Origin of the sequence: Variovorax sp. (assembly GCF_965279555.1) — a bacterium.
Taxonomy (GTDB): Bacteria; Pseudomonadota; Gammaproteobacteria; order Burkholderiales; family Burkholderiaceae_C; genus Variovorax.
This window is the reverse complement of the sequence record NZ_OZ257247.1, coordinates 3687590-3710310: the sequence shown is the minus strand read 5'-3', so window position 1 is coordinate 3710310 and position 22721 is coordinate 3687590. Positions and strand designations below refer to the sequence as shown.

Below are 22721 nucleotides of genomic sequence, written 5' to 3'. Positions count from 1 at the left end.
CTTGCTCCGGACTGTTCAAACAGGAGACCGCATGAACCGCAACGACGTCACGGAGAAGATCATCACCGTCAAGGTGAGCAAGGGCATCCAGTGGGCCGACGTGGCCAGGAAGGTAGGTCTCTCCAAAGAGTGGACCACCGCCGCCTGCCTCGGCCAGATGACACTCGACGACAAGCAGGCCAAGGTCGTCGGCAAGATCTTCGGCCTCACGCCGGAAGAGCAGAAGTGGCTGAAGGTGGTGCCCTACAAGGGCTCGCTGCCCACGCCGGTGCCGACCGACCCGCTCATCTACCGCTGGTATGAGGTGGTGAGCGTGTATGGCACCACCATCAAGGAACTGATCCATGAAGAGTTCGGCGACGGCATCATGAGCGCCATCGACTTCAGCATGGACATCCAGCGCCAGGCCGACCCGAAGGGCGACCGGGTCAACGTGGTGCTGTCGGGCAAGTTCCTGCCCTACAAGACGTACTGAATCACTGCACGTACACGGCGGGATGCGGCTTCTGCCTGTAGGGCAGCCGCATCGTGTCGACAGTGATGCCGTAGCCCTCGATGGCGCCGGCAATCGAGCGGGCCACCGCATCCACCGGTACCGCGATGCGCCGGTTGGTGCGCATGCGCTCGCGCGAGTAGCTGGCCGCGATGCGTTCGGCCAGCGGGTCGCCAGGGCCGTTCACGTCGGGGCTGATCATCGTCACGTGCAGGCGGCCGGCGTGCTCCTGGCGCAGCCCTTCGGAGATCGCGTTCACCGCGTACTGCGTGCCGTGATAGACGGCGGAGGAGGGCGACACGCCCTGCATCGCCACCGGCGCCACATTGACGATGTGGCCCCAGCCCTGCTCCTGCATCGTCGGCAGCACGGCCGCAATGCCGAGCAGCACGCCGCGCAGGTTCACGTCGATCATGAGTTCCCACTCCTCGATCTTGCGGTTCCACAGCGGCGACATCGGCATCACGCCCGCGGCGTTCACCAGCACGTCGATGTGCTCGTGCGTCTCGAGCGCGAACTCGGCAAATGCTTCCACGTCGGGCCGGTGCGTCACGTCGAGGCGCTGGAAGCTGGCGGTACCGCCGGTGGCCTCGATCTCGGCCGCGAGCGCCGCGAGTTTGTCGGTGCGACGCGCACCGAGCACCACCTTGGCGCCGCGCCGCGCAAGCAGCCGCGCGGTCGCTTCGCCGATGCCGCTGCTCGCGCCGGTGATGAGGACGACTTTTTCCTGGATTGCGGTCATGGAGAACTCCTTGTGCTGGTCGGTTTGCCGTGGGGCGCACACCAGAGAAGAGCGTGTGCCGGGCATGGAGAGAAGTTTCTCGCGGCAAGGGCCGCAGGCGGTATCCGGATCGAACGCGGTTTTTGCCTGATCCTGCAAAACCTGGGGCGGGGGCAACCCTGGATCGGGGTGCCGCTTGGTACTTTCGCGCTAGGGCGGCACGCGGGGCTGTGCAATGTGGCGATTCTTCAGAAAAGCGCGGGCAGGGTGGTAGCCGGTTCGTACGTATTTCTTGCCCAATCCGCCACGAATGAAATTGGCAGCCGGTTGCTTCCCGTCACGCCGCCGGGATTGAGCCCGGCCCGGAAATCGCCGATGCTTTGTCGATGCAAGAAGCTCCCGACATCGCGCCACGCCCGCGCGTCTACCTGGCCGGGCCGGATGTCTTTCGCCCTGACGCGAAGGCGCATTTCGTCCGCATGGCCGCCGCTTGCGATGCGGCAGGCCTCGACGCCCTGCCGCCGGCCGATGGCAGCGAAGACCCGTCTCCCATTCCCCTGGAACGGAAGATCTACGAAGCCAACATGCGGCTGCTGCGCAGCGCCGATGGCGTCGTTGCCAACCTCGAATGCTTCCGGGGCCTGGAGCCGGATTCCGGCACGGTGTTCGAGGTGGGGGCGGCGGTTGCGCTGGGGATTCCCGTCGCGGCCTACGGCGTGCCGGAGGGCAGCTATGCGGCCCGGGTGCGGGCAGCATTGCCGTGCGAGCAGGACCCGAGCGGCATGCTGCGCGAGCGCGGTACCGGCATTGCCGTCGAAGACTTCGGCCAGCCGCTGAACCTGATGCTGGCCTGCTCGATCCACATCGAGCCCACGCTGGAAGCGGCCTTGAAGAAGATGGCCGGGCTGCTTGGGGTTCGCTGCGCGCAAGAAGCTGGAAAGCCCTGATCACCGCTGCGCCCGCCACCCCCTAGGATGGCGTTCCCTTTTCAATGGAGCACTGCATGCCGAGCACAGAGACGCACTTCGACCTGACTTCCAACGACGGCATCGCGATCGAAGCGCATCGCTGGCAGGGCCCGACGCAGCGCGCCGTGATTCAACTGGCGCACGGCATGGGCGAGCATTCGCTGCGCTACCGGCATCTGGCCGAAGCGCTGGTGCAGGCCGGCTATGTCGTCTACGCCAACGAGCACCGGGGCCACGGCAAGGGCGCCGCCGCGCGCGGCGAGTTGGGTGAGTTCGGTCCACGCGCTTTCGCCGGCCTGGTGGACGACATGGCGCTCCTGAGCCGCCATGTGCGCGGCGTGCATCCGGGCCTGCCGCTGATCCTGCTGGGCCACAGCATGGGATCGTTCGCCACGCAGTACTACCTCGTCGAGCACAGCGCACTGCTGGCGGGTGCCGTGCTTTCGGGCACCTCGGCGCTCGACCTGCTGGGTGCCGCGCTGCAGTCCGGCTTCAAGCTGGAGGACATGAACGCCGCGCTGCCCGATGTGCGCACGCCGTTCGACTGGCTCAGCCGCGACCCGGCGCAGGTCGATGCCTACATCGCCGATCCGCTGTGCGGCTTCACCGTCTCGGCCGAGGGGCTGGGCTCGATGTTCGCGAAGCTGGCGGACCTGACGCCCGAGGCGATGCGAAAGCGCATCCGCCCCGATCTGCCGCTGTACCTGTTCATCGGCGACCAGGACCCGGTCAGCAACAAGGCCGAGTGGTTCTATCCGCTGGTGCAGCGCTACCGCGAGGCGGGCCTGAGCGATGTGTCGAGCCACGTTTTCGGCGGTGCGCGCCACGAGACGCTCAACGAGGTCAACCGCGACGAAGTCGTCGCCGTGCTGCTGGCGTGGATCGCGCGGGTGGTCAGTGCGGCGCGCCCGACGAAGCCCTGAATTCCTGCGGCGACATGCTGTAGGCCCGTCGGAAAGCCCTTGTGAAGTCCGACGGGCTCTTGAACCCGACGCCATAGGCCACGTCAGTCACCATCATGTGCGGATAGCGCACGAGGTCGTCGGCCGCATGCCGCAGCCGCAGGTGGCGTATGTACGCACCCAGGCCGCCTTCATGCTGGAACAGTCGGTACAGGGTCGGCCGCGGAAGGTGCAGCGCCGCCAGCACGTTCTCCGGCGACAGGTCGGCGCGATGCAGGTTGGCCTGCACATAGCGTCGCACCTGCCCGAACATCGCCGCGCGGGCGGCTGCACGCGCGCCGCCGCTCAGGCGCGCCTGCTTGCCGAAGCCCGCGATCAGCAACTGCACGGCGTCGCGCACGGCGCTTTCGGCGGCCGGGGCGCTCAGCGTCGCAATCTCCCGGCCGAGGGCGGCCGTATGGTCCAGCGCCAGCCGCGCGATGGGCGAGTCGGGCTGCATCGTGCGGGCGTGCACTGCCGCGGGGTCCGGAAAGACCTCCTGCACCATCGTTCCCGGCACGAAGAAGGTCAGCACATGGCAGGCGTTGCGATGCATGCGCACCGGCTGCCCCATGTCGAGCGCCACGAACTTCGCGGCGGCCGGCGCGTCGCGCTGCGCCGAGGAGCGCACGGTCACGCTGTCGACATCGCCTTCGGCGAACACATGGAAGGCGTAGTTGCGGACGTTGTCGGTGGAGATGCGCGCGAGCGAACGCTCGAGCAGCATGGCGTCGGAGCGGCAGTCGGTGAAGACGATGTCGCCGACCTCGTACCGGTCGATGGACGCGTGGAACGGCTTGCCGATGTCGGCCGACGAGGGCACCACGTCGATCACATGGCCGACGCGCTCACGCCAGGCCAGGAATTGCCGCTGTGGGGGTTCCGCAGCCACGTCGAAATGGCTGTGGGAGATGCGGTTCCCCAGCGGGGAACGGACGCCGGTTTCTAGCTCGCGCAAGCCCATCAAAAACACTCCGAATCAGGCGGAGAGGCTCTCAGAAAACCTGAAAATAAACCAAAAGTGCCAAAAAATAACGGATTTCCGGCGGATTCTCGCAAGAACTGAGACGCACGGTCAAGGCCGTTTGTCATACGAAAGCAATCTTCGGGGTGACGTGGTTGCAGGGCCACGCGGAGGCTCCCAGCCAAGGGGTCTCGCAGTTTTCCACCCTTCCCGAGCGAGCGCCGACACATGCTGTCCGATAAAAAGACAAAGAGGATCCCCACCGAGCCTATGCGCGAGGGCAAGCGCGGCATCGAGCCGGCCGCGCTGTCCATGGCCGCGCAGGCGCTGCATACGGACTCCGTGGCCGCGGCGGGCGCGGTGGGTTCGCTGTTCTCCGAGGCGAACGAGGTCGAGCTGGCCTTCCTGATGCGGCTGGTCGCGGAAGGCGACGCGGCGACGGCGTCGCGGATCGCGCAGCGCATTCTGGATGCGCGCCAGATGCACGAGGTCAAGGTCGACGTGCCTTCGGTGCGGACGCCCGCCAAGCCAAGGCGGGTGCGCAGCCTGCAGCCGGCAGGCCCGGACTGCGGGCGGTCTTCGCTGTCCCCGCGAGAGATCAACGTGCTGCGGATGGTCTCCCAGGGGCTGAGCAACAAGCAGATCGCCGAGACGAGCTACCGCTCGCCCCACACGGTCGATGCGCAGGTCAAGAACATCTACCGCAAGCTGGCAGTGAAGTCGCGTGCGCAGGCCGTGCGCGAAGGCATGCAGATGGGGCTGCTCGGCCTGGAGGCCCGGGGTAGCTGATCCGGCGGCGTCGTGCTACGGCTGCTTTTTGCAATCGCCGCCGACGGACACGGTGCCGTCCTTGCATTCGGTGAGGATCGGCTCGCTGCCGCTGGACGGCGCCCCTGAAGCAGGCGCGGGAGCAACGCCTTCCCGCACCGGTCCCACGTCGCGCTCGTACACGACCTTCTTGCCGCCGAGTTCGCAGCTGCCCACCACCTGGCCGGCCGCCGTTGCGCTGGCATCGACGACGGTGACGGCGAAACGCGCGACACCGGCCGCGGCGATCTTCGATTCGATCCGGGTACGCAGTGCCTCGCAGTCTTCGGCGCCGTGGGCGGCGCACGCGAAGGCCAGCGTGAGTGAAATCAGCAGACGGTATTTCATGAGGGGCCTGCCTGGAAGAGCTGAGGGGGCGAACAGTCTAGTTCCGTCCCTCGCTCTGCGCGAGTGAGCCGGGGACGGCGCTTGCCGCCGTCCCGCGGGCTCATCGCCTCGTCAGCGCATCAGCCTTGCGCGGAAGCCAGCGCCGCGTTCAGCGTGGCGCTCGGGCGCATCACCGCCTCGAACTTCGCCTTGTCGGCCAGGTAGTAGCCGCCGATGTCCACGGGCTTGCCCTGCACGGCGGCCAGTTCTTCGACGATCTTCTTCTCGTTGCTGGTGAGCGATTCGGCCAGCTTCACGAACAGGGCCTGCAGCTCCTTGTCTTCGGTCTGCGCGGCCAGCTCCTGCGCCCAGTACATGGCCAGGTAGAACTGGCTGCCGCGGTTGTCGAGCTGGCCGGTCTTGGGCGACGGGTTCTTGTTGTTGTCCAGCAGCTTGCCGGTGGCGGTGTCGAGTGTCTTGGCCAGGATGGCGGCTTTCTTGTTGCCGGTCTTCAGGCCCAGGTCTTCCAGGCTGACGGCCAGCGCGAGGAATTCGCCCAGCGAGTCCCAGCGCAGGTGGTTTTCTTCCACCAGCTGCTGCACGTGCTTGGGGGCCGAGCCGCCCGCGCCGGTCTCGTACAGGCCGCCGCCGGCCATCAGCGGCACGATCGACAGCATCTTGGCCGAGGTGCCCAGTTCCATGATGGGGAACAGGTCGGTCAGGTAGTCGCGCAGGATGTTGCCGGTGGCGCTGATGGTGTCCAGGCCGCGCACGACGCGCTCCAGCGTGTAGCGCATGGCGCGCACCTGGCTCATGATCTGGATGTCCAGGCCCGAGGTGTTGTGCTCGTGCAGGTACATCTTGACCTTGGTGATCAGCTGCGCCTCGTGCGGGCGGTAGGCGTCCAGCCAGAACACCACCGGCATGCCCGAGTTGCGCGCGCGGGTGACGGCCAGCTTGACCCAGTCGCGGATCGCGGCGTCCTTGACCTGGCACATGCGCCAGATGTCGCCTTGCTCCACGTTCTCGCTCATCAGCACTTCGCCGGTGTCCAGGTCGGTGATGTTGGCGACGCCGTCTTCCGGGATCTCGAAGGTCTTGTCGTGCGAGCCGTACTCCTCGGCCTTCTGGGCCATGAGGCCCACGTTGGGCACCGTGCCCATGGTCTTGGGGTCGAAGGCGCCGTGCCACTTGCAGAAGTTGATGATCTCCTGGTAGATGCGGGCGAAGGTCGATTCGGGCATCACGGCCTTGACGTCCTTCAGGCGGCCGTCGGCGCCCCACATCTTGCCGCCGTTGCGGATCATCGCGGGCATGGATGCGTCGACGATGACGTCGTTGGGCGAATGGAAGTTGGTGATGCCCTTGGCCGAGTCGACCATGGCCAGCTCGGGGCGGTTCTCGTGGCAGGCGTGCAGGTCGCGCTTGATCTCGTCCTGCGTGCTCTGGGGCAGCGTGGCGATCTTGGTGTACAGGTCGACCATGCCGTTGTTGACGTTGATGCCCAGTTCGTCGAACAGCTTGCCGTGCTTCTCGAAGGCTTCCTTGTAGAAGATCTTCACGCAGTGGCCGAACACGATGGGGTGCGAGACCTTCATCATGGTGGCCTTGACGTGCAGCGAGAACATCACGCCGGTCTTGTGCGCGTCCTCGATTTCCTTTTCATAGAAGGCCAGCAGCGCCTTCTTGCTCATGAACATGGAATCGATGACCTCGCGGTCGAGCAGCGCGACCTTGGGCTTGAGCACGATGGTCTTGCCGCTCTTGGTGATCAGCTCCATCTTGACGTTGCGCGCGCGGTCCAGCGTCATGGATTTTTCGCCGTGGTAGAAGTCGCCGCCGTGCATGTGCGAGACGTGCGAGCGCGAGGCCTGGCTCCACTCGGCCATGCTGTGCGGGTTCTTGCGTGCGTATTCCTTGACGGCCTTGGGCGCGCGGCGGTCGGAGTTGCCTTCGCGCAGAACCGGGTTCACGGCGCTGCCGGTGCACTTGTTGTAGCGCGCGCGGATGTCCTTGTCCTCGTCCGAGGTCGGGTTCTCCGGGTAGTCGGGGATCTTGTAGCCCTTGCCTTGCAGTTCCTTGATCGCCGACTTGAGCTGGGCGACCGAGGCGCTGATGTTGGGCAGCTTGATGATGTTGGCTTCGGGCTTGAGCGTGAGCTTGCCCAGTTCGGACAGGTTGTCGGGCACCTTCTGGTCGTCGCTCAGGAATTCGGGGAATTCGCCCAGGATGCGGGCTGCCACCGAGATGTCGCTGGTGGTGACGTCGATGCCGGCCGGGTTGGTGAAGGCGCGGATGATGGGCAAAAACGCGTAGGTCGCCAGCAGGGGCGCCTCGTCGGTGAGGGTGTAGACGATGGTGGGTTGCTTCGAGCTCATGCGCTTGCGTCCGTAAATCCTGGGTTGTCGGGTGGCGTGAACTTCAGGGATAAATCAGTTCACGAAGGTGGCGATTGTCGCCGGGCGGAAGGAGGGTGGCCGATCCGGGGTGCGATCTCCCCGCAGCAGGCTCTGTCAATCCAGCGGCAGGGCGATGGTAGCGGCCAGCGGCACGGTGTCGATCAACGCCGCGCTGGCGACCAGCACGGCCTGGCGCCCCTGCCCGGCCACGTCCGTCAGCGCCCGCCAGAGGCAGCGGGTGGAGCCGGCGTCGAGCCCGGCGGTCGGCTCGTCGAGCAGCACCAGCGGCCGGCCCGAAGCGAGCCCGGCGGCCATCCAGACCTTGCGCTTGGAGCCGGTGGAAAGCATGAACAGCTTCTTGTCGAGGTGCGGCTCGAGCGAAAAGCCGTCGACCAGCGCCTGCCAGGCGGCCGGGTCGAAGCCGCTGTCGCCCTCGGTCAGTTGCCGCGTGCACTCGCGGGCGGTGAGCTGGTCGAAGCGGTCGGTGGCGGGGTCGACGAAGAAGACCTGGCGGCGGTAGGCCTCGGGCGAGGCGTCCAGGCGGGTGCCGGCCACCGTCAGCCGGCCGCTGGCGGGCAGCACGCCCGCGATCACCTGGAGCAGGGCCGACTTGCCGGCGCCCGTGTCGCCATGGAGCAGCGTCACGCCGGCGCCGATCGATGCGGTCCAGCCGGACGCGATGGCGCTCTGGCCGGGGTAGGCGAAGCCGATGTCCTGCAACTGCAGGATGGGAGTAGAGGTTGGGGCGGAGTTCACGGCCCGCGTTTTACCATCGGCCCCATGAAGAAAATGCCCATTGCCGCGGCGCTGCTGGCCGCGCTGCCGTTCGCGGTGCCCGCCGTTGCCGCCCCGGCGGCGCAGGTTTTCGTCGCGGTGAAGCAGCCCGAGTCGATAGATGCCGACTGGCGCGCCCACCTGTGCGCCTTGCTGCCCCAGCCCTGCGACGCCAAGGCGCTGACGCTCCATCGTCCTCGCGGCGGCGCACCCGGCGACTACGTGGTGCTGTCGGAAGCGCCGCTGGCCCTGGGCCGGCTGAAGCGCGCGGCGGATGCCACGGATTGGAAGCTCGATCGCGTGTACGACTTCACCGGGTACGCCGGTTCCGTCAAGGAAGGCGAGGCGGGCAACCGCGAGGTCCAGCGCGCGCTCGCGCCGGCTCTTTATCCGCTGGCCGACGGGCGCTGGGCCGTGGCGGTGCTGCAGCGCCAGTTCGAGGGCTATTCGGGCGGCGGCGCGTCTTTTTCCACCGCCGACTTCGTGCCGCTGGACGCCGATCCCGCGTCCGCCAAGGCCGCGTACGAGGGCATTCCGTTCTCTTGCAGCAAGATGATCCGCGCCTGCTTCTCCGAGAAGGAATACAAGACCTCGAAGCACTGCCACGACGAAAGCAGCGGCAGCCTGCGCATCGCCTACGGCGAGCCGGCAAAGGCCGGCGGCCCCTACGGCTGGCAGTTCACCTGGCTGCAGAGCGACTGGGCCGCGCACGTGCCGGCCAGGGCCACCGTCAGCACGCGCTCGCGCTTTGCCGCCGATGGCAGCGGTGGCGGCTCGGCCGACTTCTGCGGCGGCGGGCCGCAGTAGACAGCAAGAAAGATCAGGCGCCGCGCGGCACCGTCACCGCGCCCACATGCTTGGTGCGGCCGGCGCCGAGGCCCGCGATCACCAGCGCGATGCCCAGCCCGATGAACAGCCACGACGAGGCGCGAAAGCTCCCCGTCCAGCCGTGCAGCAGCCCGGCCACCAGCGGGCCGAAGGCGGCCACCATATAGCCCACGCCCTGCGCCATGCCCGACAGGTGCGCGGCCACGTGCGAGTCGGGCGAGCGCAGCACGATCATCGTGAGCGCCAGCGCGAAGGTGCCGCCCTGCGCGATGCCCAGCAGCACCGCCCACAGCCATACGCCGCCGAGCGGCGCGAACAGCATCGCCAGCATGGCCGCCACCGTGAGCACCGCCAGCACCACGGCCAGGCCGCGCTGGTTGCGCAGCTTCACCGCCAGCGCCGGCACCACGAGGCAGGTCACCACCTGCGTCATGACGGACAGCGAAACCACGTAGCCGGCAGTCTCGCTGCCGAGCCCGCGCTCGCGCAGGATCGGCGCGAGCCAGCCCATCACGATGTAGGCGAGGGCGGACTGCAGCCCCATGAAGAAGGTGACTTGCCAGGCCAGCCTGTCGCGCCAAAGCCCGCGCACGGTGAAGCCCGATTCGCTCGCCACCGCTTTGACCGGCAGTGCCTGCGGTGCCCAGATCAGCGTGACCACCGCGGCCGGCAGCGCCCACATGGCCAGCGCCATGGTCCAGCCGCCGCCCAGCGCGTGCTCGATGGGCACGGTGAGGCCCGCCGCGCTGGCGGCGCCGCCGCACACGGCCATGGTGTAGAGGCCCATCATCAGCGCCGCCTGCTTCGCGAAGTCGCGCTTCACCAGGCCCGACAGCAGCACGTTCGACACCGCGATGCCGCTGCCCGCGATGGCCGACGCGAGGAACAGCAGCGGGATGTTGCCGGTGCCGCGCAGCACCGTGCCCAGCAGGATCAGCACCATGCAGCCGAGCAGCGTGCGCTCGGTGCCGAAGCGGCGCCCGAGCCCCGGCGCCAGCGGCGCGAACACGCCCAGGCAGACGATGGGCAGCGTGGTCAGCAGGCTCGCGGCGGTGGCCGAAAGGCCGGTGGCCTTGATGATTTCCGGCAGCACCACCGAGAGGCTGGCGAACACCGGCCGCAGGTTGAACGCGATCAGCACCACGCTCGCGCCGAGCAGGATGCGCCGTCCCAGGTTGGGCGCGGGCGTGGGCAGCGGCGCGGGCCGGTTGTCGGCTTCGGTGTCGATCAGCAGGTCTTCGGCCGCGCCGCCTGCGCCGGGCTGCGGCGGCCGGCTGCGTTGAACGGCGGCGTCGCGTGAGAGGGCGGCGGCGCTCATGCCGTGCCCAGCGCCAGCGCGTCGATCATCGGCGCCATGAATGCGCGCACCGCCGCGGCGGCGACGTCCGGGTCGCGGCTGGCGATGCCGTCGATGATGGCGCGGTGCGCGGCCTCGTCGGGTTCGGGCAGCGCGGTGCCCATGGTGCTGGCGATCGTTTCCTTGATGTAGCCGGTGATGAAGCGGCAGGTCTCGGCCAGCGCGAGGTTGCCCGACACGTCGACGATGGCCAGGTGGAAGGCCAGGTCGCGCTCGATGAAGCCGGCGCCGTCGTCGCTGCCGTCGGGCACGCCGCGCTTTTCGAGCAGCGTGTTCAGCCGGCGCAGGTCCCGGGCCGTGTGGCGCACCGCCGCGAGCCGGGCAGCCTCGACCTCGAGCGCGCGGCGCACTTCGAACTGGTCGCGCAGGCTGGCGCGGCGCATTTTCTGCAGGCTGGAAGAGGGATCGAAGCCGGAGCGCACATAGGTGCCCGAGCCCTGCCGCACTTCGAGCAGGCCGCGCGACACCAGCGTCTTGACCGCCTCGCGCACCGTGCCGCGGCTCACGCCCAGCAACAGGGCGAGCTGGGGCTCGATGGGAATGCGGCTGCCGACTGCCCAGCGGCCGCCGGAGATCTCGGCGCGGATGCTTTCGGCGGCGGCGTCCGCCAAGGAGGTACGAGGGGCTTGAGCAAGCATCAGATGGGCCTATTCATTCAATGATTGGACGAATTTTGCCCGCTGTACAAAAACCGGGCTGCGAGCGCGGTGGTTGCTCGCTTTCGCAGCACGCAACGGTCGTGAAGCCTGTTCGCTCGATTGTGCAAGCTGGATTCGAAGATTTTTGGCAAAACGGTGAACTTTTCCCCACCTTCGGGAAACGTTGAGTCAAACGTTACCAATTGTCTGCTCGCTGTCCGAAAATGAAACTAAAGGTCACTTATGAATCTTTAAGTTGCTTTTGCTCGGTGTTCGGCACTCCCGCCAGCACGCCAACAGGGAGCGCCCAGGGAGATAACAAGAAAAACGGATCACGTCGAATCTGAAATGAAGGACTTTTCTTTGTCGGACGTGCGGCTGTTCACCAAAGCCGCGCAGTTGGGGGGGCTGACCCCAGCCGCCGATGTGCTGAACGTACCCAAGGCCTCCGCCTCGCGCCAGCTCCAGCGGCTGGAAGCCACGGTGGGCCATCTGCTGCTGCATCGCGGCTCCACGCGATTCGCGCTCACGGAAGAGGGGCGCGAATTCCTGGTGGCGGCGCAGCATGTGCTGACCATCCTCGACGACGTCATGCTCAAGCTGTCTTCGGGCGGCAGCGCGGTGACGGGGCGGCTGCGCATCGTGGTGCCGCACTACTACGGCAGGGCGCTGCTCATGAGCCACCTGCCGGCATTCATGACGTCCTATCCGCAGCTCGAGGTGGTGGTCGAGACCGGCAACGACCGCGCCGACCTGTTGCGCGACGAGGCCGACGTGGCCATCCGCCGCGGCCGCGACGGCTGCGACGAACTGGTCGCGCGCCACTTGAAAGACGAGGCGCTGATGCTGTGCGCCGCGCCGGACTACCTGGCGCCGCATCCGGCCATCGAGAGCCTGCAGGACTTTTCCCGGCATGTTTTCCTGACCACCGGCGCGGAGGGGCGCAAGCGGGAGGTCAACCTCGCGGCCGTCGAGAAGACCCATCGCATCCGCGTGCAAAGCGTGTTTCGGTCGGATGACCTGGAATTGATCCTGCAACTGGCGCTGTCGTCCCGCGGCATTGCATTGGTGCCAGTGTCGCTGGCCCAGCCGCAGGTGGACAGTGGCCTGCTGCTGCCGGTATTGCCGCAGCTGAAGCTGAAGCCGCAGGAAATCAACCTGGTCTATCTGCCGTCGCGCCGGAACTCTCCAAAGATCAAGACCTTCGTCGATTACGTCCTGGGCATCTTCAGGGCGTTCTAGTACGGGCTACCAGCTGCCCGAAGCACCACCGCCGCTGCTGGAGCCGCCGCTCGAGGACGAGGAGCTGTCCGACGAACTGCTGCCGCTCGACGAGCTGCTGCTACTGCTCCAGCCGCTGTCGCGGTCGTCGTCATCGCCACCGCTGCCGTTGCCAGTGGCGGGGAAGAACCCGAACACCAGCGCGATGAAGCTCACCAGCGCCATGACGAGCCAGGTTTCGTCGGGGTCCGGGCCCGGCCGCAGCTGCACGAACGCGAAGCCGATGACGCCCGTCACCAGCGCGAGCCGCACCATGAAGCCGAGCACGCCGCGCTTCCAGTGAACGCGCACGCCCGCCACGATCACCGCGAGGCCGATACCGACGATGCCGGTAGCGAGCACGCCCGCGACGATCCAGGGCACCTTGTCGGCGCCCAGGTAGAAGCCCAGGCCGATGAGCCCCGCGATCGCCAGTGCAATGCAGATGAACACGTAGCGCGCGGTCTTGAACCGCCCCGACAGGTAGCCGACCCCATACATGAAGCCCACCGGCATGAAAAGGACGAACGGCATCGCGAGGTTCATCAGCGCCAGCGTCGCGCCCACCGGGCCGGCCGCGAGCAGGCCCAGCACCGTTGGCCAGCGGCGCTGATCGGGCGACGGCGGCTCGGTCTTCAGGTCGGCCCATAGTGCGCCCGCGCCCTCGCGCTGCGCCCGGTGCGCATCCACGCGCCGCCCCTTGCGGCCCCGCTTGCCGCTGCCTTGCGACACCGCGCGCGGCGCGGCCGGGCGCGGCCGGCTTCCGTGCCACACGCCCACGCCGATGGTCCAGAGCATCACCGCGAGCAAGGTCATGTTGATGCGCGACTGGCTGGACTCGGTAGAGAACGCGTCGATCACGCGGTGCAGCAGCGAGGACTCCTTGTCCCGCGGCTCGGCCTGCGGCTCTTCGTCCACGACCTGCAACTGCGGCGCGCTGATCAGCTCCGACAGCGATTGCACCGCCGCCTTCACGCCGCCCGCGAAGTCGCCGTTGCGAAAGCGCGGCATCATCTCGCCGTCGATGATGCGGGCCGCCTGGATGTCGGTGATGCGGCCTTCCAGGCCCGTGCCGACCTCGATGCGCATGCGGCGGTCTTTCAGCGCCACCAGCAGCAGCACGCCGTCGTTCTCGTCCTGGCGGCCGAGCTTCCATTGCGCGAAGACGCGCGTGGCGAACTGCTCGATCGAATCCTCCCCCGTGGTGGGCACGATCAGCACCGCGAGCTGGGCCTGCGTGAGTTGCTCGATGGTGGAAATGTCTTCGCGCAGGGAACTGGCGTCTTCGGCGTTCAGCGTCTTCGTGAGGTCGACCACGCGCGAGGTCATCGCGGGCACCGGCACCTGCCTGGCCTGCGCGGGGAGGCACAGCGCGAACGCCGCGGCCACCGCCATCAACAAGGCGACCAGGCGAAGCCAGCCGTGCGCAGCGGGATTGGCGAAGCCCGCTCTCATCGGCGCGCGCTCTTGGTCACGACGCCAGCGCCGCGCACTTCGATGCGGCGCTGGTCGACCACCTTGCCCGTGCTGTCGACCAGCTCGATCACATGGCGCCCCGGCCAGGGCAGCCATTGCGCGCTGTTGCCTCGCGCGAAATGCTTGCCGTCGATGCGCCACTGCACGCCGCGCCCTTCGGACTCGAAGCGCACGCGCTGGCGCAGCGGCGGAATGTCGGGGTCGACCGCGATGATGGTGCCGTCGGACGGCGCGGTGATGCGCGCCGACGCTGCACTGCCGGCCATGCCGGTGTCCAGCGCGAACAGCGGCTGCTCGGTGCCCTGCAGGAACCATTCGTCGCGCGCGGCCTCCAGAGCGCCGCCGTCGGCGCCGGGGCCGAACTCCACGTGCGCCTGCACCACGCCGGGCGGCGGCGCGGGCGCGCGGCTGGGCTCGCGCGCGTGCAGGAAGCGCATCACCTCGGCCCACACCGGCGCGGCGCCGCTGGTGCCGCTCACGTCCCACATCGACGCGCCGCTGGCGTTGCCGACCCACACGCCGACCGTGTAGCGCTGCGACCAGCCCACGGCCCAGTTGTCGCGCATGTCCTTGCTGGTGCCGGTCTTCACGGCGGTCCAGAAGCGGGTGGAGAGGATGCTGTCCAGGCCGAAGGTGCGGGTGCGGGCGTTAGGGTCGGAGAGGATGTCGCCGACGATGAAAGCGGCGCCCGCATCGAGCAGGGGCGGCTCGGCGGCCCGGGCCTTGTTGGCCGCGGCGGATGCAGCGGATGCAGGCCGCGCGGTCAGCGTCGTCGTGCCGTAGCGCCCGCCGTTGGCCAGCATGCGGTAGGCGTTGGTGAGCGACAGCAGCGACACCTCGGCGCTGCCGAGCGCTAGGCTGTAGCCGTAGTAGTCGCCGCTCTCGCGCAGCGGCAGGCCGGCGGCGCGCAGCTCGCGCGCAAAGGCCTCGGGCGAAACCATCACCAGCGTGCGCACGGCGGGCACGTTGAGCGACGCGGCCAGCGCCGTGCGCGCCGACACCGGGCCCTTGAAGCGGCGGTCGTAGTTCTGCGGAATGTAGAGGCCGCTGGCGGTGCTGATCTGCGCCGACGAGTCCTCGATCAGCGAGGCGGCGGTGATGCGCCGCTCGGCAATGGCCTGGCCGTAGAGCAGCGGCTTGAGCGTGGAGCCGGGCTGGCGCAGCGCGGTGACGCCGTCGACCTCGGCGGCCTGGCTCAGCGGGCCCGACGAGCCGACCCATGCGAGCACTTCGCCCGTGGCGTTGTCTAGCACCACGAGCGCGCCGTCTTCGACATGGCGGTCGCGCAGTTCGCGCAGGTGGCGCTGCAGGGTGTCGAGCGCAAAGCGCTGCAGCGGCGCGCGCAGCGTGGTGCGCACGCCGGCTTCCACCTTCGTATCTTTCGCATCCCTCAGTTCCCGCAGCACACGCCGCGCCGCATGCGGCGCGATGCCCTCGTTCGGCTCGAAGGCCCGGCGCTGCACCGCTGCGCTCGTGAACATATCCAATGCCTCGCAGTCGACCTTCTGCTGCGGCTCCATGGTGCGCAGCACGTCGCAGGCGCGTTGCGCCACCAGCGCGGGCTTGGCATTGGGGGCTCGCACCAGCGCCGATGCCACCGCCGCTTCGCGCGCATCGAGCCCGCTCGGCGCCTTGCCGAACAGCGTGCGCGAGAGCGCGTCGATGCCCACGATCTCGCCGCGGAACGGCACGGTGTTGAGGTATGCCTCCAGGATCTGGTCCTTGCGCCAGTTGCGCTCCAGCTGCGCGGCGGCCACCGTCTGGCCGATCTTCTGCGTGAAGCTGCGGCCACCCGAGGCGCGCCGCAGATCGTCGTCGAGCAGGCCCGAGAGCTGCATGGTGATGGTCGAGGCGCCGCGCGTGCGCGTGTTCCACAGGTTGCCCCAGGCCGCGGCCGACACGGCGCGCCAGTCGATGCCGCTGTGTTCGTAGAAGCGCTTGTCCTCGCTCAGCACCATGGCCGTGCGCAGGGCCGGCGACACGTCGGCCAGCGGCGTCCATTGGCCGCGCCGTACGGTGGGGTCGGTGCGCACGCGCTGCAGCAGTTCGCCGTTGCGGTCGAGCACGGCGGTGTCGGAGGAGCGGAAGTCGCGCTTCACTTCCTCGAAGCTCACGAGCGCCAGCGCCGGTTGCGCGCAAACCGCTGCGAGCAGCGTGAAGGCCAGGGCCTTTCGGTCGAAGGAAAAGGGCGCGAACTGCATGAAAGAGAGCGTCGTTTCGGAAAGTATGTGGCGGTGACATTCTCCGCGAAGCACCTCGGGGTGCCGGCCTACCTGTGGACGGGGTGCGGGCCTCATGGCGGCGACGCACGCTTCATTCCAAAGTTCGCACACCCCGGCTCGCAGGAGGCGACGCCGGTTCCACGAACATTACTAGGAGAGCTTTCATGACAAAGAAAACACTGGCGCTGCTACTGGCCGCCTCGGCCATCCTGGCCGGCTGCGTGACCCCGGTCTACGACCGCCCGCCGCCGCCGCGCCCACATGCCGGCGACCGCGATCGCGACGGCGTGCCGAACCGCTACGACCGCGACAGGGACGGCGACGGTGTGCCCAACCGCTACGACCGCGCGCCGAGCAATCCGAACCGCAACTGACCCAACTGAGCTTGCGCCGCTTCAGCCGGGCCTGCGGGCCATCAGCGCCCATATGCCCGCAGCGCTCAGCAGCGAGCCACCGGCAAGGTTGAAGCGCCGCTGCGCGCGCGGCGACGACAGCAGCTTGCGCGCCGAGGCCGCGAACACCGCATAGAGCGTGGCGTTGGTTGCGGCCAGTGCCACGAAGGTGAGTGCCAGCACCGTGATTGCGCAGGGCGCGTTTGCCGCTCAGGTACCGATGGCCGTGCGCGCGACGTGCCAGGTGCCCCGGTGCCCGTCCACGTAGCTGATGGGCGAGTTGGCGAGGTCGTCGAGATCCGCGTCGTCCAGGCAGGTCACGTTCACGCCGTAGGCGGTCGCGCCGGTCTCGGGCGAATGGCCCACGCCGAAGGAGCGCACGCTGCAGTGCCTGCAGACGATGTAGTGGCTGTTGCGGGTGTCGAGCATCTGCTCGCTGAGTTCGGATTCGCCTTCTAGAAGCCGGAAGGCATCGGTCGCGACGATGGCGGGCCAGAAGCGTGTCTGGGTGCAGATGGCGCAGTTGCACCGAAGGGTGCCAAGGCTCAGGTCGATGTCGGCTTCGAATCGCACGGCGCCGCAGTGGCAGCCGCCGGTGTAGGTCTTTTTCATGTGCTTGTTCGCTGCTCCCGATCGGTTGGAGCGGCCGGCAAACACCATATCAAATGCCGCGCCGGCGGGCAGCGGCGGGGCTTTTTCCTGCCCTCAGCCGGGCACCGCGCCGAACCGGGCCGCCGAACGGGCCCTGGCGCGTTCGGCCTCGACCGCGCGGTCTTTGGGCTCGGCCGTGGTGACCATCGATTCGAGCAGCCGCGCTGCTGTTGCCGCCACCTCTTGAACGGCCCGTTCGAAGGCTTCCTCGTTGGCCTTCGACGGCACGCTGAAGCCGCTGAGCTTGCGCACGAACTGCAGTGCGGCGGCGCGGATCTCCTGTTCGGTGGCGGGAGGCTCGAAGTTGTAGAGGGTCTTGATGCTGCGGCACATGGGCGCTCTCCGTTCGGTGACGACCTGGTTCCAGTCTAGCGAAGCAGGGCCATCGCGTGGGCATCGTGGTAGACGCCGTCGATCAGGCTGGCGCGGCGCACGATGCCTTCGTGCTCGAAGCCGAGCCGCTCGTACAGCGCCTTGGCATTGAGGTTGTCCGCGCGCACGTTCAGCGCAATGCGGGTCAGCCCGCGCGCCCACGACTTGTCGATGGCCGCCTGCAGCAGCCTGGCACCGAGGCCCTGGCCGCGCGCCTCGGGCAAGAGCGCGATGCCCAGGACGCCGATGTGCGCCCGCGAATGCCCGAACACCGGCGACACGTCGCACCAGCCGACGACCCTGTCGCCATCGACCGCCACGAAGTGCGGGAAGTCGCTGGCGATCACGTTCCGGTAGAAGGCCATCGATTGCGCCAGCGGCGGCGCCTCGGTCAGCGCAAGGTACTTGTGCTCGCGGGCGACGACATCGAGCGCGCGGTGCAGGCTCTCGAAATGGGATTCGGCCGTGGGGACGACGACGACAGGGCTCATGCACAAGACGATAGCCGAACCGGGCACCGCGGCGCCAGCGCGGTGCCCCTTGGCTGCTGCCGCACTCAGCTCGGCTGCTGCCGCACTCAGCGTGCGTGCAGCGCGGATTCCACGGCCAGCGCCACGGCCGCCAGCCGTGCGTCGTCGCCGCGCACCGAGGCCAGCATCAGCCCCACCGGCAGTTCGCCCGGCGCATGGCAGGGCAGGCTGAAGGCGCAGCCGTCGAGCAGGTTGATAGCGAAGGTGTTGCGCAGCAGCAGTCCGTTGGCCTTGAAGAAGGCCGCGTCCTCAGCCAGCGGCGGCAGGGTGATGTCGTCCGCCATGCGCGCCGCCCCGGCAGATGCATTGCTGGCCACCATCACCGCGGCCTCCTGCGTGGCCGGCGCGAACACCAGCAGCGCGCGGTAGCCGCCGGTCTGGCCTGTATGGAAATAGAGCCTGCGTCCGGCGTTCTCGCGGATGCGCACGGCGTAGCCCAGCTCGTAGATGTCGCTGTGGCCCTGCGGGGTGAGCGCGCGTTCCGCCGCGGCGCCCAGCGGACCCTTGCGACCGGCCATGAGCGCACGCGCGAACACCAGCAGGTCGGCGGCCGTGGAGCGCAACGCGCCGGCACCCGCCAGCGCATCGAAGTCCCATGGCGCGCGCGGTGTCCTGTCCTCGTAGCCGGGCGCCAGGCGGCCTGTCTCGGGGCCGAGGTGCTGCATCGTGTCCTTCATGCCCAGCGGCACGGCGATGTTCTCTCGCACCAGCATTTCCCAGGGCTTGCCGTAGCGGTCCGCAAGCACCTGCCCGAGCAGGCCGAGGCCCAGGCTGCTGTAGGGGCCGTTGCAGGGCGGCACACGGTCGAGCCTGAGCGTCGACAGGCCAGCGAGCAACCGTGCGCGATCGGTATGCGCGAACGGGTTGCCGCCATCGGCAACCGGGGAGGCCGGCAGCATGCCGGGCAGGCAACCCGTGTGCGTGACCAGTTGGCGAAGCGTGATGCCCGCTGTCTCCCGCGGCAGCGTCGCCTGGCCGGCCAGCAGCGTGCCGAGCGTGTCGTCGAGCGACAAGTCGCCGCGCTCGACCGCCTGCGCCAGCAGCACGCCCGTGAAGAGCTTGCTGATCGAGCCGACTTCGAAGATCGGCTGGCCATCGGCGGCGATCTCCCGGACCGGGCCCGCCTGCGCGACGCTGTTGCGTTGCATCGCGAAGCGTGTTTCGCCCTGGCGCAATACGCCGACCACGATGCTGCCGGGCGCGTCGCGCATCACGCGTGCGGCGATCTCGGCCGGCGGCGTGGCGAAGCTCAGCGGCTCGGCTTGCGCGCAGGCCGCGGTGAGCAATGGTGCAAATGTGGCAAATGTGGCAATGGCCCATGCGATGAGGTGAAGGTGGCGCATGTCGTGTCGCCTCAGCGCGATGTGTCGGGCATCACGCCCAGGTCGGCCAGCAGCGCACGTCCGATCGCGATGCGCTTCGGCGCATCCTCGTCGCGGCGCATGTCCATGTTGAGCGCGAAGCTCTTCACGCCGCCGTCCGCGCCCGCGACCCAGCCCACCCACCAGCCGAGAGATTCCGGCGGCTTGTAGTACCAGCCGGTCTTGGCGTGCAGCGCATGGGTGGGCGTTTTTTCGACGAGGGTGATGTCGTGCACCATGTCCTGCGTGCGCGCCGACAGCGGCAACTGTCGCTGCCCGAGCCGCGCAAGAAAGCGCGCCTGCTCGATCGCGGAAATCTTCAGCGGCCCGTCGAGCCAGAAGCGGTCGGCCACGTCGCCCAGCGCTTCGTTGCCGTAGTGCAGGCGCGCGATCCACTCTTTCATGCGCGCCAGGCCGATGCGCCGCGCCACGCCCTGGTAGACCGGCAGGTTCGACACGCGAATCGCGTCGCGCAGGTTCATGTCGTGCGCCCACTCCGCGCGGCGCTGCGGCTTGCCGCCGTAGGGCAGCACTTCGTCGATGTCTTTCACCGCGCCGGTCTCCAGCGCGATCAAGCTGTTGGGAATCTTGTAGGTCGATGCGGGCACGAAGCGCTGGCCGGCGCGCCTGGCATCGACCAGCGTGAGCTTTGCCGTGGCGGCGTCGAACAGCGCGAAGGTGCCGGGCGTGCCGGCGGCGGTGAAATGGCGGGTGAGGTCCGCGCGCTCCTGGGCGGCAGCGTCGGGCGCGGTCGCTGCACGGGCCAGGCCGCCGTGCCACGCGGTGGCGAGTGCGGCGACGGTCGCGCTGCCGCGTACCAGCAGTGCGCGGCGGTGTTCGTCGGGTGTGGAAGAGGGCATGAAAGCACGAGAGCGGAAGTTGTGACGGCGCGAATCATCCGGCCGCCCTCGCGCCGCGACAACGCGGGCGGCGATGCCTGTCGTCACTGCCGTAACCGGCGTAACCGTTACGCCGGTTACGCCGGTTATGGGAGGCAGCTACGCGCCCATCGAATAGAAGAATTCTTCCCGCACGATCGCGCCGTCGCGCACCGTGTACAGGCCGGCTTCTTCCATCTTGAAACGCTGGCCGGTGGCCTTCATGGTCACGTCGAAATCGAAGCCGACGATGAAGCGGTCGTCGTGCGGCCACGGGCCTGTGACCTTGAACGAATGCACCTCGTGGTTGTCGCTCCACCACTTGCCCTTGGCCTCGATGGCCGCAAGGCCCACCGCCTCGCGCTGCTGGCCCGGCGGGGCACCCGCCTCGACGCTCACGGCGTCATCGGCATAGAGCGATTTCGCGTCTTCGAACTTTCCCTGCCGGCACAACGCGACGAGCTGGTTCGCGATTTCAAGCGTGGTCATGGCCTGTCTCCTGAGGAAGAGGGGAAGGCAGTTTAGGCCGATGCGGCCGATTCAGGCGGTTACCAGCTGCACTTCCTGCCGTCGTCGGCCCCGACATCCTGCGAGAACGAATACTGCTTGCCGCTGCGCAGGTTCTTGTAGTCGAAGCCGTAGATGTTCGCGCCCTGGGTCGTCACCACGTACTGGCCCGCGATGCGGCCGTCGACGATCTCGGCCCAGGTGGTGATGTATTCCCACGGACGGCCTTCGGGCTTGTCGCCGACTTCGTTCTTGACCGGGACGATGGTGATCACGCGCGACGAACCCTTGTACCTGACGTAGCCACCGGACCAGTTGCTGTTCGGGTCGGAAAACACCCGCCATTCCAGGCGGATCGATTGCGCGGAGGACTCCGTCAGGCAGCGGTAGTCGACGGACACCGGCGCATCGCCCGATGCGGCCAGTGCAGACAAGGGCAGCAGAAGTCCTGCGAGCGCGAGGCGGATGTTGTTCATTTCGTCGCTATGCGTCGTCGTTGGGTTGGATCAGGTCCCATTTGTTGCCGCAGAGGTCCTGGAAGACCGCCACGGTGCCGTGCGGCTCGTGGCGCGGCTCCTCGAGGAAGCGGCCGCCGTGCGATGCCATGCGGGCGTGGTCGGACGCAAAGTCCGAGGTGTGAAGGAACAGGAAGACGCGGCCGCCGGCCTGCTTGCCGATGCCGGCTTCCTGGTCGTCGGTCACCGCCTTGGCCAGCAGCAGCGCCGCACCCGCATTGCGCGCGGGCGCGACCACCACCCAGCGCTTGCCGGGTCCGCGCGGTGTGTCTTCGAGCAGCTCGAAGCGCAGCGCCTCGGTGAAGAAGCGGATGGCTTCGTCGTAGTCGCGCACGAGCAGGGTGACGGTGGCAAGTCGGCGTGCGGCGAGGGATGGGCTCATGGTGTCATTGCGCTCTTTGAAATGAAGGCTGCCTTGCTCGACAGCGATGCAGAGGTCTTGCATTGCCGCGGCATGCATCTGCTCCGGCGTGTCCACCCAGGACACGTTCTTCCGGCAATCACCGCAGTATCGAATGCCGGGCGAGGCCGTTTCTTCGAGCGTGTCCCACGGCTTGGTGCACGCCAGGGCCTCGTCTTGCGGCGTCGTCGGCGTGGAAGCCGGATGAAGAGGCGCGCGGCCGATGCGGACGGGCTTCTTCATCTTCATGGCCTCCGGGGTCGCTCAGGTAAAAACAATCGCGGTCTTGTGCGCAATGCTCAGCCGGGCCGCTTCGTACAGCCTCAGCCACGAAACGTATTCCCGATGGAGGCCTTCGTCAGCGTCGATCAGGCGGCCGATTCGCGCCACTTCCTCGTCCAACAGCTGGCCGTCGGTGAGGGTGATGCCGAGCGCGGGTGCCACCAGTACCAGCTCGTCGCGCAGGCGGTACGAAGAGCCGAGCATGCCGCCGGCCAGTTGCTTGTCGTCATCCGGTTCGGAATACAGCACCTCGTCGAAATCGACCGGCACATAGAACCCCTCTGCGTCCGAGTGGCAGACCAGGTGGCTCTCCGAGCTATAGAGCACGTCTTCGACCGCCGGATCTTCCGAGGGGTCGATACCGTCTTCCACCGGCGTTGCCATCCAGTCGGGCGAGTTCGCGCGGTGCGCATAGGCCCGGCGCAGGTAGTGGATGAACGAGTACGGGAAGCCGCCGATCGCCGCACGCGAGTGCAGTGGCGGCAGTTCACGGGGCTCGGCGTGCGGCGGAAGGCCCGCCGCCGCCAGCACCTTGTTCACCACCGCGAGTTCCTCCTGGAGCCATTCGGCCCCTTCGGTGTCGTTCTCCAGCAAGTAGGCAAGCGTGCCGACGCTGATGGCAAGGCCCATGGTGTATTTCTCCCTTGGCTTCGTCGAT

Annotated in this window: 25 protein-coding genes and 1 pseudogene; 7 read left to right on the top strand and 19 right to left on the bottom strand. The window is 68.0% G+C overall.

Annotation, left to right across the window (positions count from 1 at the left end; translation table 11 throughout):
* Window positions 1–31 precede the first annotated feature (31 nt).
* A complete protein-coding gene (cynS, locus tag ACQY8B_RS17550; RefSeq protein ID WP_422087880.1) occupies window positions 32–475 on the top strand; it encodes a cyanase in 444 nt (147 codons plus the stop codon).
* A 1-nt stretch (window position 476) separates the two neighbouring features.
* Here the strand turns inward: cynS and ACQY8B_RS17545 are convergent, their stop codons facing one another.
* A complete protein-coding gene (locus ACQY8B_RS17545; protein WP_422087879.1) occupies window positions 477–1235 on the bottom strand; it encodes an SDR family oxidoreductase in 759 nt (252 codons plus the stop codon).
* 365 nt (window positions 1236–1600) lie between these two features.
* Here ACQY8B_RS17545 and ACQY8B_RS17540 point away from each other — a divergent pair, with 365 nt between their 5' ends.
* Together ACQY8B_RS17540 and ACQY8B_RS17535 are read left to right on the top strand one after the other, a co-directional pair.
* Window positions 1601–2161 (top strand): nucleoside 2-deoxyribosyltransferase, encoded by a 561-nt coding sequence (locus tag ACQY8B_RS17540; protein ID WP_422087878.1) that lies wholly within the window; start codon window positions 1601–1603, stop codon window positions 2159–2161.
* Window positions 2162–2217: 56 nt separating this feature from the next.
* On the top strand, window positions 2218–3105 hold the full coding sequence (locus ACQY8B_RS17535; protein WP_422087877.1) for an alpha/beta hydrolase: 888 nt from the start codon (window positions 2218–2220) through the stop codon (window positions 3103–3105).
* Here the strand turns inward: ACQY8B_RS17535 and ACQY8B_RS17530 are convergent.
* On the bottom strand, window positions 3077–4015 hold the full coding sequence (locus ACQY8B_RS17530; RefSeq protein ID WP_422087876.1) for an AraC family transcriptional regulator: 939 nt from the start codon (window positions 4013–4015) through the stop codon (window positions 3077–3079). The two genes, ACQY8B_RS17535 and ACQY8B_RS17530, sit on opposite strands and share 29 nt — an antisense overlap.
* 300 nt (window positions 4016–4315) lie before the next feature.
* On the opposite strand from ACQY8B_RS17530, the gene ACQY8B_RS17525 reads away from it, so the two are divergent.
* Window positions 4316–4876, top strand: coding sequence for a response regulator transcription factor (locus tag ACQY8B_RS17525; RefSeq protein ID WP_422087875.1), 561 nt, complete (start codon window positions 4316–4318; stop codon window positions 4874–4876).
* Between the two features lie 15 nt (window positions 4877–4891).
* Here ACQY8B_RS17525 and ACQY8B_RS17520 read toward each other — a convergent pair whose 3' ends face one another.
* The 3 genes from ACQY8B_RS17520 to ACQY8B_RS17510 form a co-directional block, all read right to left on the bottom strand.
* Window positions 4892–5242, bottom strand: a complete 351-nt coding sequence (locus ACQY8B_RS17520; RefSeq protein WP_422087874.1) for a DUF1161 domain-containing protein — start codon at window positions 5240–5242, stop codon at window positions 4892–4894.
* Between the two features lie 119 nt (window positions 5243–5361).
* Window positions 5362–7599, bottom strand: a complete 2238-nt coding sequence (locus ACQY8B_RS17515; RefSeq protein WP_422087873.1) for an NADP-dependent isocitrate dehydrogenase — start codon at window positions 7597–7599, stop codon at window positions 5362–5364.
* 135 nt (window positions 7600–7734) lie between these two features.
* Entirely contained in the window at window positions 7735–8376 is a 642-nt protein-coding gene (locus ACQY8B_RS17510) for an ABC transporter ATP-binding protein (protein WP_422087872.1), read from the bottom strand.
* 24 nt (window positions 8377–8400) lie between these two features.
* Between ACQY8B_RS17510 and ACQY8B_RS17505 the strand changes: the two genes are divergently transcribed.
* Entirely contained in the window at window positions 8401–9201 is an 801-nt protein-coding gene (locus ACQY8B_RS17505; protein WP_422087871.1) for a hypothetical protein, read from the top strand.
* A 13-nt stretch (window positions 9202–9214) separates the two neighbouring features.
* Here the strand turns inward: ACQY8B_RS17505 and ACQY8B_RS17500 are convergent, their stop codons facing one another.
* On the bottom strand, window positions 9215–10540 hold the full coding sequence (locus tag ACQY8B_RS17500) for a CynX/NimT family MFS transporter (protein WP_422087870.1): 1326 nt from the start codon (window positions 10538–10540) through the stop codon (window positions 9215–9217).
* Complete coding sequence (locus ACQY8B_RS17495) at window positions 10537–11217, bottom strand: FadR/GntR family transcriptional regulator (protein ID WP_422087869.1); 681 nt, start codon at window positions 11215–11217, stop codon at window positions 10537–10539. The genes ACQY8B_RS17500 and ACQY8B_RS17495 overlap by 4 nt, the downstream gene beginning before the upstream one ends.
* Window positions 11218–11565: 348 nt before the next feature.
* Between ACQY8B_RS17495 and ACQY8B_RS17490 the strand changes: the two genes are divergently transcribed.
* The gene (locus ACQY8B_RS17490) at window positions 11566–12459 is read left to right on the top strand and encodes a LysR family transcriptional regulator (RefSeq protein ID WP_422087868.1); all 894 of its coding nucleotides are present in this window, start codon (window positions 11566–11568) and stop codon (window positions 12457–12459) included.
* 6 nt (window positions 12460–12465) lie between these two features.
* Here the strand turns inward: ACQY8B_RS17490 and ACQY8B_RS17485 are convergent, their stop codons facing one another.
* Window positions 12466–13932 (bottom strand): TPM domain-containing protein, encoded by a 1467-nt coding sequence (locus ACQY8B_RS17485; protein WP_422087867.1) that lies wholly within the window; start codon window positions 13930–13932, stop codon window positions 12466–12468.
* Window positions 13929–16154, bottom strand: a complete 2226-nt coding sequence (gene pbpC, locus ACQY8B_RS17480; protein ID WP_422087866.1) for a penicillin-binding protein 1C — start codon at window positions 16152–16154, stop codon at window positions 13929–13931. The genes ACQY8B_RS17485 and pbpC overlap by 4 nt, the downstream gene beginning before the upstream one ends.
* A gap of 185 nt (window positions 16155–16339) precedes the next feature.
* Between pbpC and ACQY8B_RS17475 the strand changes: the two genes are divergently transcribed.
* On the top strand, window positions 16340–16549 hold the full coding sequence (locus tag ACQY8B_RS17475; protein WP_422087865.1) for a hypothetical protein: 210 nt from the start codon (window positions 16340–16342) through the stop codon (window positions 16547–16549).
* A 21-nt stretch (window positions 16550–16570) separates the two neighbouring features.
* Here the strand turns inward: ACQY8B_RS17475 and ACQY8B_RS17470 are convergent.
* The 10 genes and pseudogenes from ACQY8B_RS17470 to ACQY8B_RS17425 form a co-directional block, all read right to left on the bottom strand.
* Window positions 16571–16753: pseudogene (locus ACQY8B_RS17470) on the bottom strand (LysE family translocator); the annotation flags it as partial.
* Between the two features lie 24 nt (window positions 16754–16777).
* The gene (locus tag ACQY8B_RS17465; RefSeq protein ID WP_422087864.1) at window positions 16778–17179 is read right to left on the bottom strand and encodes a GFA family protein; all 402 of its coding nucleotides are present in this window, start codon (window positions 17177–17179) and stop codon (window positions 16778–16780) included.
* 93 nt (window positions 17180–17272) lie between these two features.
* Window positions 17273–17551: a DUF2277 domain-containing protein gene (locus ACQY8B_RS17460; protein ID WP_422087863.1), complete on the bottom strand. Its 279-nt coding sequence runs from the start codon at window positions 17549–17551 to the stop codon at window positions 17273–17275.
* 35 nt (window positions 17552–17586) lie between these two features.
* Window positions 17587–18081, bottom strand: coding sequence for a GNAT family N-acetyltransferase (locus ACQY8B_RS17455; protein WP_422087862.1), 495 nt, complete (start codon window positions 18079–18081; stop codon window positions 17587–17589).
* Between the two features lie 86 nt (window positions 18082–18167).
* Window positions 18168–19463 carry a serine hydrolase gene (locus ACQY8B_RS17450; RefSeq protein ID WP_422087861.1) on the bottom strand — a complete coding sequence of 432 codons (1296 nt, stop codon included), beginning with the start codon at window positions 19461–19463 and terminating at the stop codon, window positions 18168–18170.
* A gap of 11 nt (window positions 19464–19474) precedes the next feature.
* A complete protein-coding gene (blaOXA, locus tag ACQY8B_RS17445) occupies window positions 19475–20341 on the bottom strand; it encodes a class D beta-lactamase (protein WP_422087860.1) in 867 nt (288 codons plus the stop codon).
* Between the two features lie 138 nt (window positions 20342–20479).
* Window positions 20480–20848 carry a SnoaL-like domain-containing protein gene (locus ACQY8B_RS17440; protein ID WP_422087859.1) on the bottom strand — a complete coding sequence of 123 codons (369 nt, stop codon included), beginning with the start codon at window positions 20846–20848 and terminating at the stop codon, window positions 20480–20482.
* Between the two features lie 59 nt (window positions 20849–20907).
* Entirely contained in the window at window positions 20908–21342 is a 435-nt protein-coding gene (locus tag ACQY8B_RS17435; protein WP_422087858.1) for a hypothetical protein, read from the bottom strand.
* A 7-nt stretch (window positions 21343–21349) separates the two neighbouring features.
* The gene (locus tag ACQY8B_RS17430; RefSeq protein WP_422087857.1) at window positions 21350–22024 is read right to left on the bottom strand and encodes a VOC family protein; all 675 of its coding nucleotides are present in this window, start codon (window positions 22022–22024) and stop codon (window positions 21350–21352) included.
* Window positions 22025–22045: 21 nt separating this feature from the next.
* The gene (locus tag ACQY8B_RS17425) at window positions 22046–22693 is read right to left on the bottom strand and encodes a hypothetical protein (RefSeq protein WP_422087856.1); all 648 of its coding nucleotides are present in this window, start codon (window positions 22691–22693) and stop codon (window positions 22046–22048) included.
* Window positions 22694–22721: the final 28 nt, after the last annotated feature.

What these genes read in the sequence shown, in the direction of transcription:
- cynS (WP_422087880.1), top strand. Translation starts at nt 32, where the DNA reads ATGAACCGCAACGACGTCACGGAGAAGATCATCACCGTCAAGGTGAGC.
- ACQY8B_RS17545 (WP_422087879.1), bottom strand. Translation starts at nt 1,235, where the DNA reads ATGACCGCAATCCAGGAAAAAGTCGTCCTCATCACCGGCGCGAGCAGC.
- ACQY8B_RS17540 (WP_422087878.1), top strand. Translation starts at nt 1,601, where the DNA reads ATGCAAGAAGCTCCCGACATCGCGCCACGCCCGCGCGTCTACCTGGCC.
- ACQY8B_RS17535 (WP_422087877.1), top strand. Translation starts at nt 2,218, where the DNA reads ATGCCGAGCACAGAGACGCACTTCGACCTGACTTCCAACGACGGCATC.
- ACQY8B_RS17525 (WP_422087875.1), top strand. Translation starts at nt 4,316, where the DNA reads ATGCTGTCCGATAAAAAGACAAAGAGGATCCCCACCGAGCCTATGCGC.
- ACQY8B_RS17520 (WP_422087874.1), bottom strand. Translation starts at nt 5,242, where the DNA reads ATGAAATACCGTCTGCTGATTTCACTCACGCTGGCCTTCGCGTGCGCC.
- ACQY8B_RS17515 (WP_422087873.1), bottom strand. Translation starts at nt 7,599, where the DNA reads ATGAGCTCGAAGCAACCCACCATCGTCTACACCCTCACCGACGAGGCG.
- ACQY8B_RS17505 (WP_422087871.1), top strand. Translation starts at nt 8,401, where the DNA reads ATGAAGAAAATGCCCATTGCCGCGGCGCTGCTGGCCGCGCTGCCGTTC.
- ACQY8B_RS17500 (WP_422087870.1), bottom strand. Translation starts at nt 10,540, where the DNA reads ATGAGCGCCGCCGCCCTCTCACGCGACGCCGCCGTTCAACGCAGCCGG.
- ACQY8B_RS17495 (WP_422087869.1), bottom strand. Translation starts at nt 11,217, where the DNA reads ATGCTTGCTCAAGCCCCTCGTACCTCCTTGGCGGACGCCGCCGCCGAA.
- ACQY8B_RS17490 (WP_422087868.1), top strand. Translation starts at nt 11,566, where the DNA reads ATGAAGGACTTTTCTTTGTCGGACGTGCGGCTGTTCACCAAAGCCGCG.
- ACQY8B_RS17485 (WP_422087867.1), bottom strand. Translation starts at nt 13,932, where the DNA reads ATGAGAGCGGGCTTCGCCAATCCCGCTGCGCACGGCTGGCTTCGCCTG.
- pbpC (WP_422087866.1), bottom strand. Translation starts at nt 16,154, where the DNA reads ATGCAGTTCGCGCCCTTTTCCTTCGACCGAAAGGCCCTGGCCTTCACG.
- ACQY8B_RS17475 (WP_422087865.1), top strand. Translation starts at nt 16,340, where the DNA reads ATGACAAAGAAAACACTGGCGCTGCTACTGGCCGCCTCGGCCATCCTG.
- ACQY8B_RS17465 (WP_422087864.1), bottom strand. Translation starts at nt 17,179, where the DNA reads ATGAAAAAGACCTACACCGGCGGCTGCCACTGCGGCGCCGTGCGATTC.
- ACQY8B_RS17460 (WP_422087863.1), bottom strand. Translation starts at nt 17,551, where the DNA reads ATGTGCCGCAGCATCAAGACCCTCTACAACTTCGAGCCTCCCGCCACC.
- ACQY8B_RS17455 (WP_422087862.1), bottom strand. Translation starts at nt 18,081, where the DNA reads ATGAGCCCTGTCGTCGTCGTCCCCACGGCCGAATCCCATTTCGAGAGC.
- ACQY8B_RS17450 (WP_422087861.1), bottom strand. Translation starts at nt 19,463, where the DNA reads ATGCGCCACCTTCACCTCATCGCATGGGCCATTGCCACATTTGCCACA.
- blaOXA (WP_422087860.1), bottom strand. Translation starts at nt 20,341, where the DNA reads ATGCCCTCTTCCACACCCGACGAACACCGCCGCGCACTGCTGGTACGC.
- ACQY8B_RS17440 (WP_422087859.1), bottom strand. Translation starts at nt 20,848, where the DNA reads ATGACCACGCTTGAAATCGCGAACCAGCTCGTCGCGTTGTGCCGGCAG.
- ACQY8B_RS17435 (WP_422087858.1), bottom strand. Translation starts at nt 21,342, where the DNA reads ATGAACAACATCCGCCTCGCGCTCGCAGGACTTCTGCTGCCCTTGTCT.
- ACQY8B_RS17430 (WP_422087857.1), bottom strand. Translation starts at nt 22,024, where the DNA reads ATGAAGAAGCCCGTCCGCATCGGCCGCGCGCCTCTTCATCCGGCTTCC.
- ACQY8B_RS17425 (WP_422087856.1), bottom strand. Translation starts at nt 22,693, where the DNA reads ATGGGCCTTGCCATCAGCGTCGGCACGCTTGCCTACTTGCTGGAGAAC.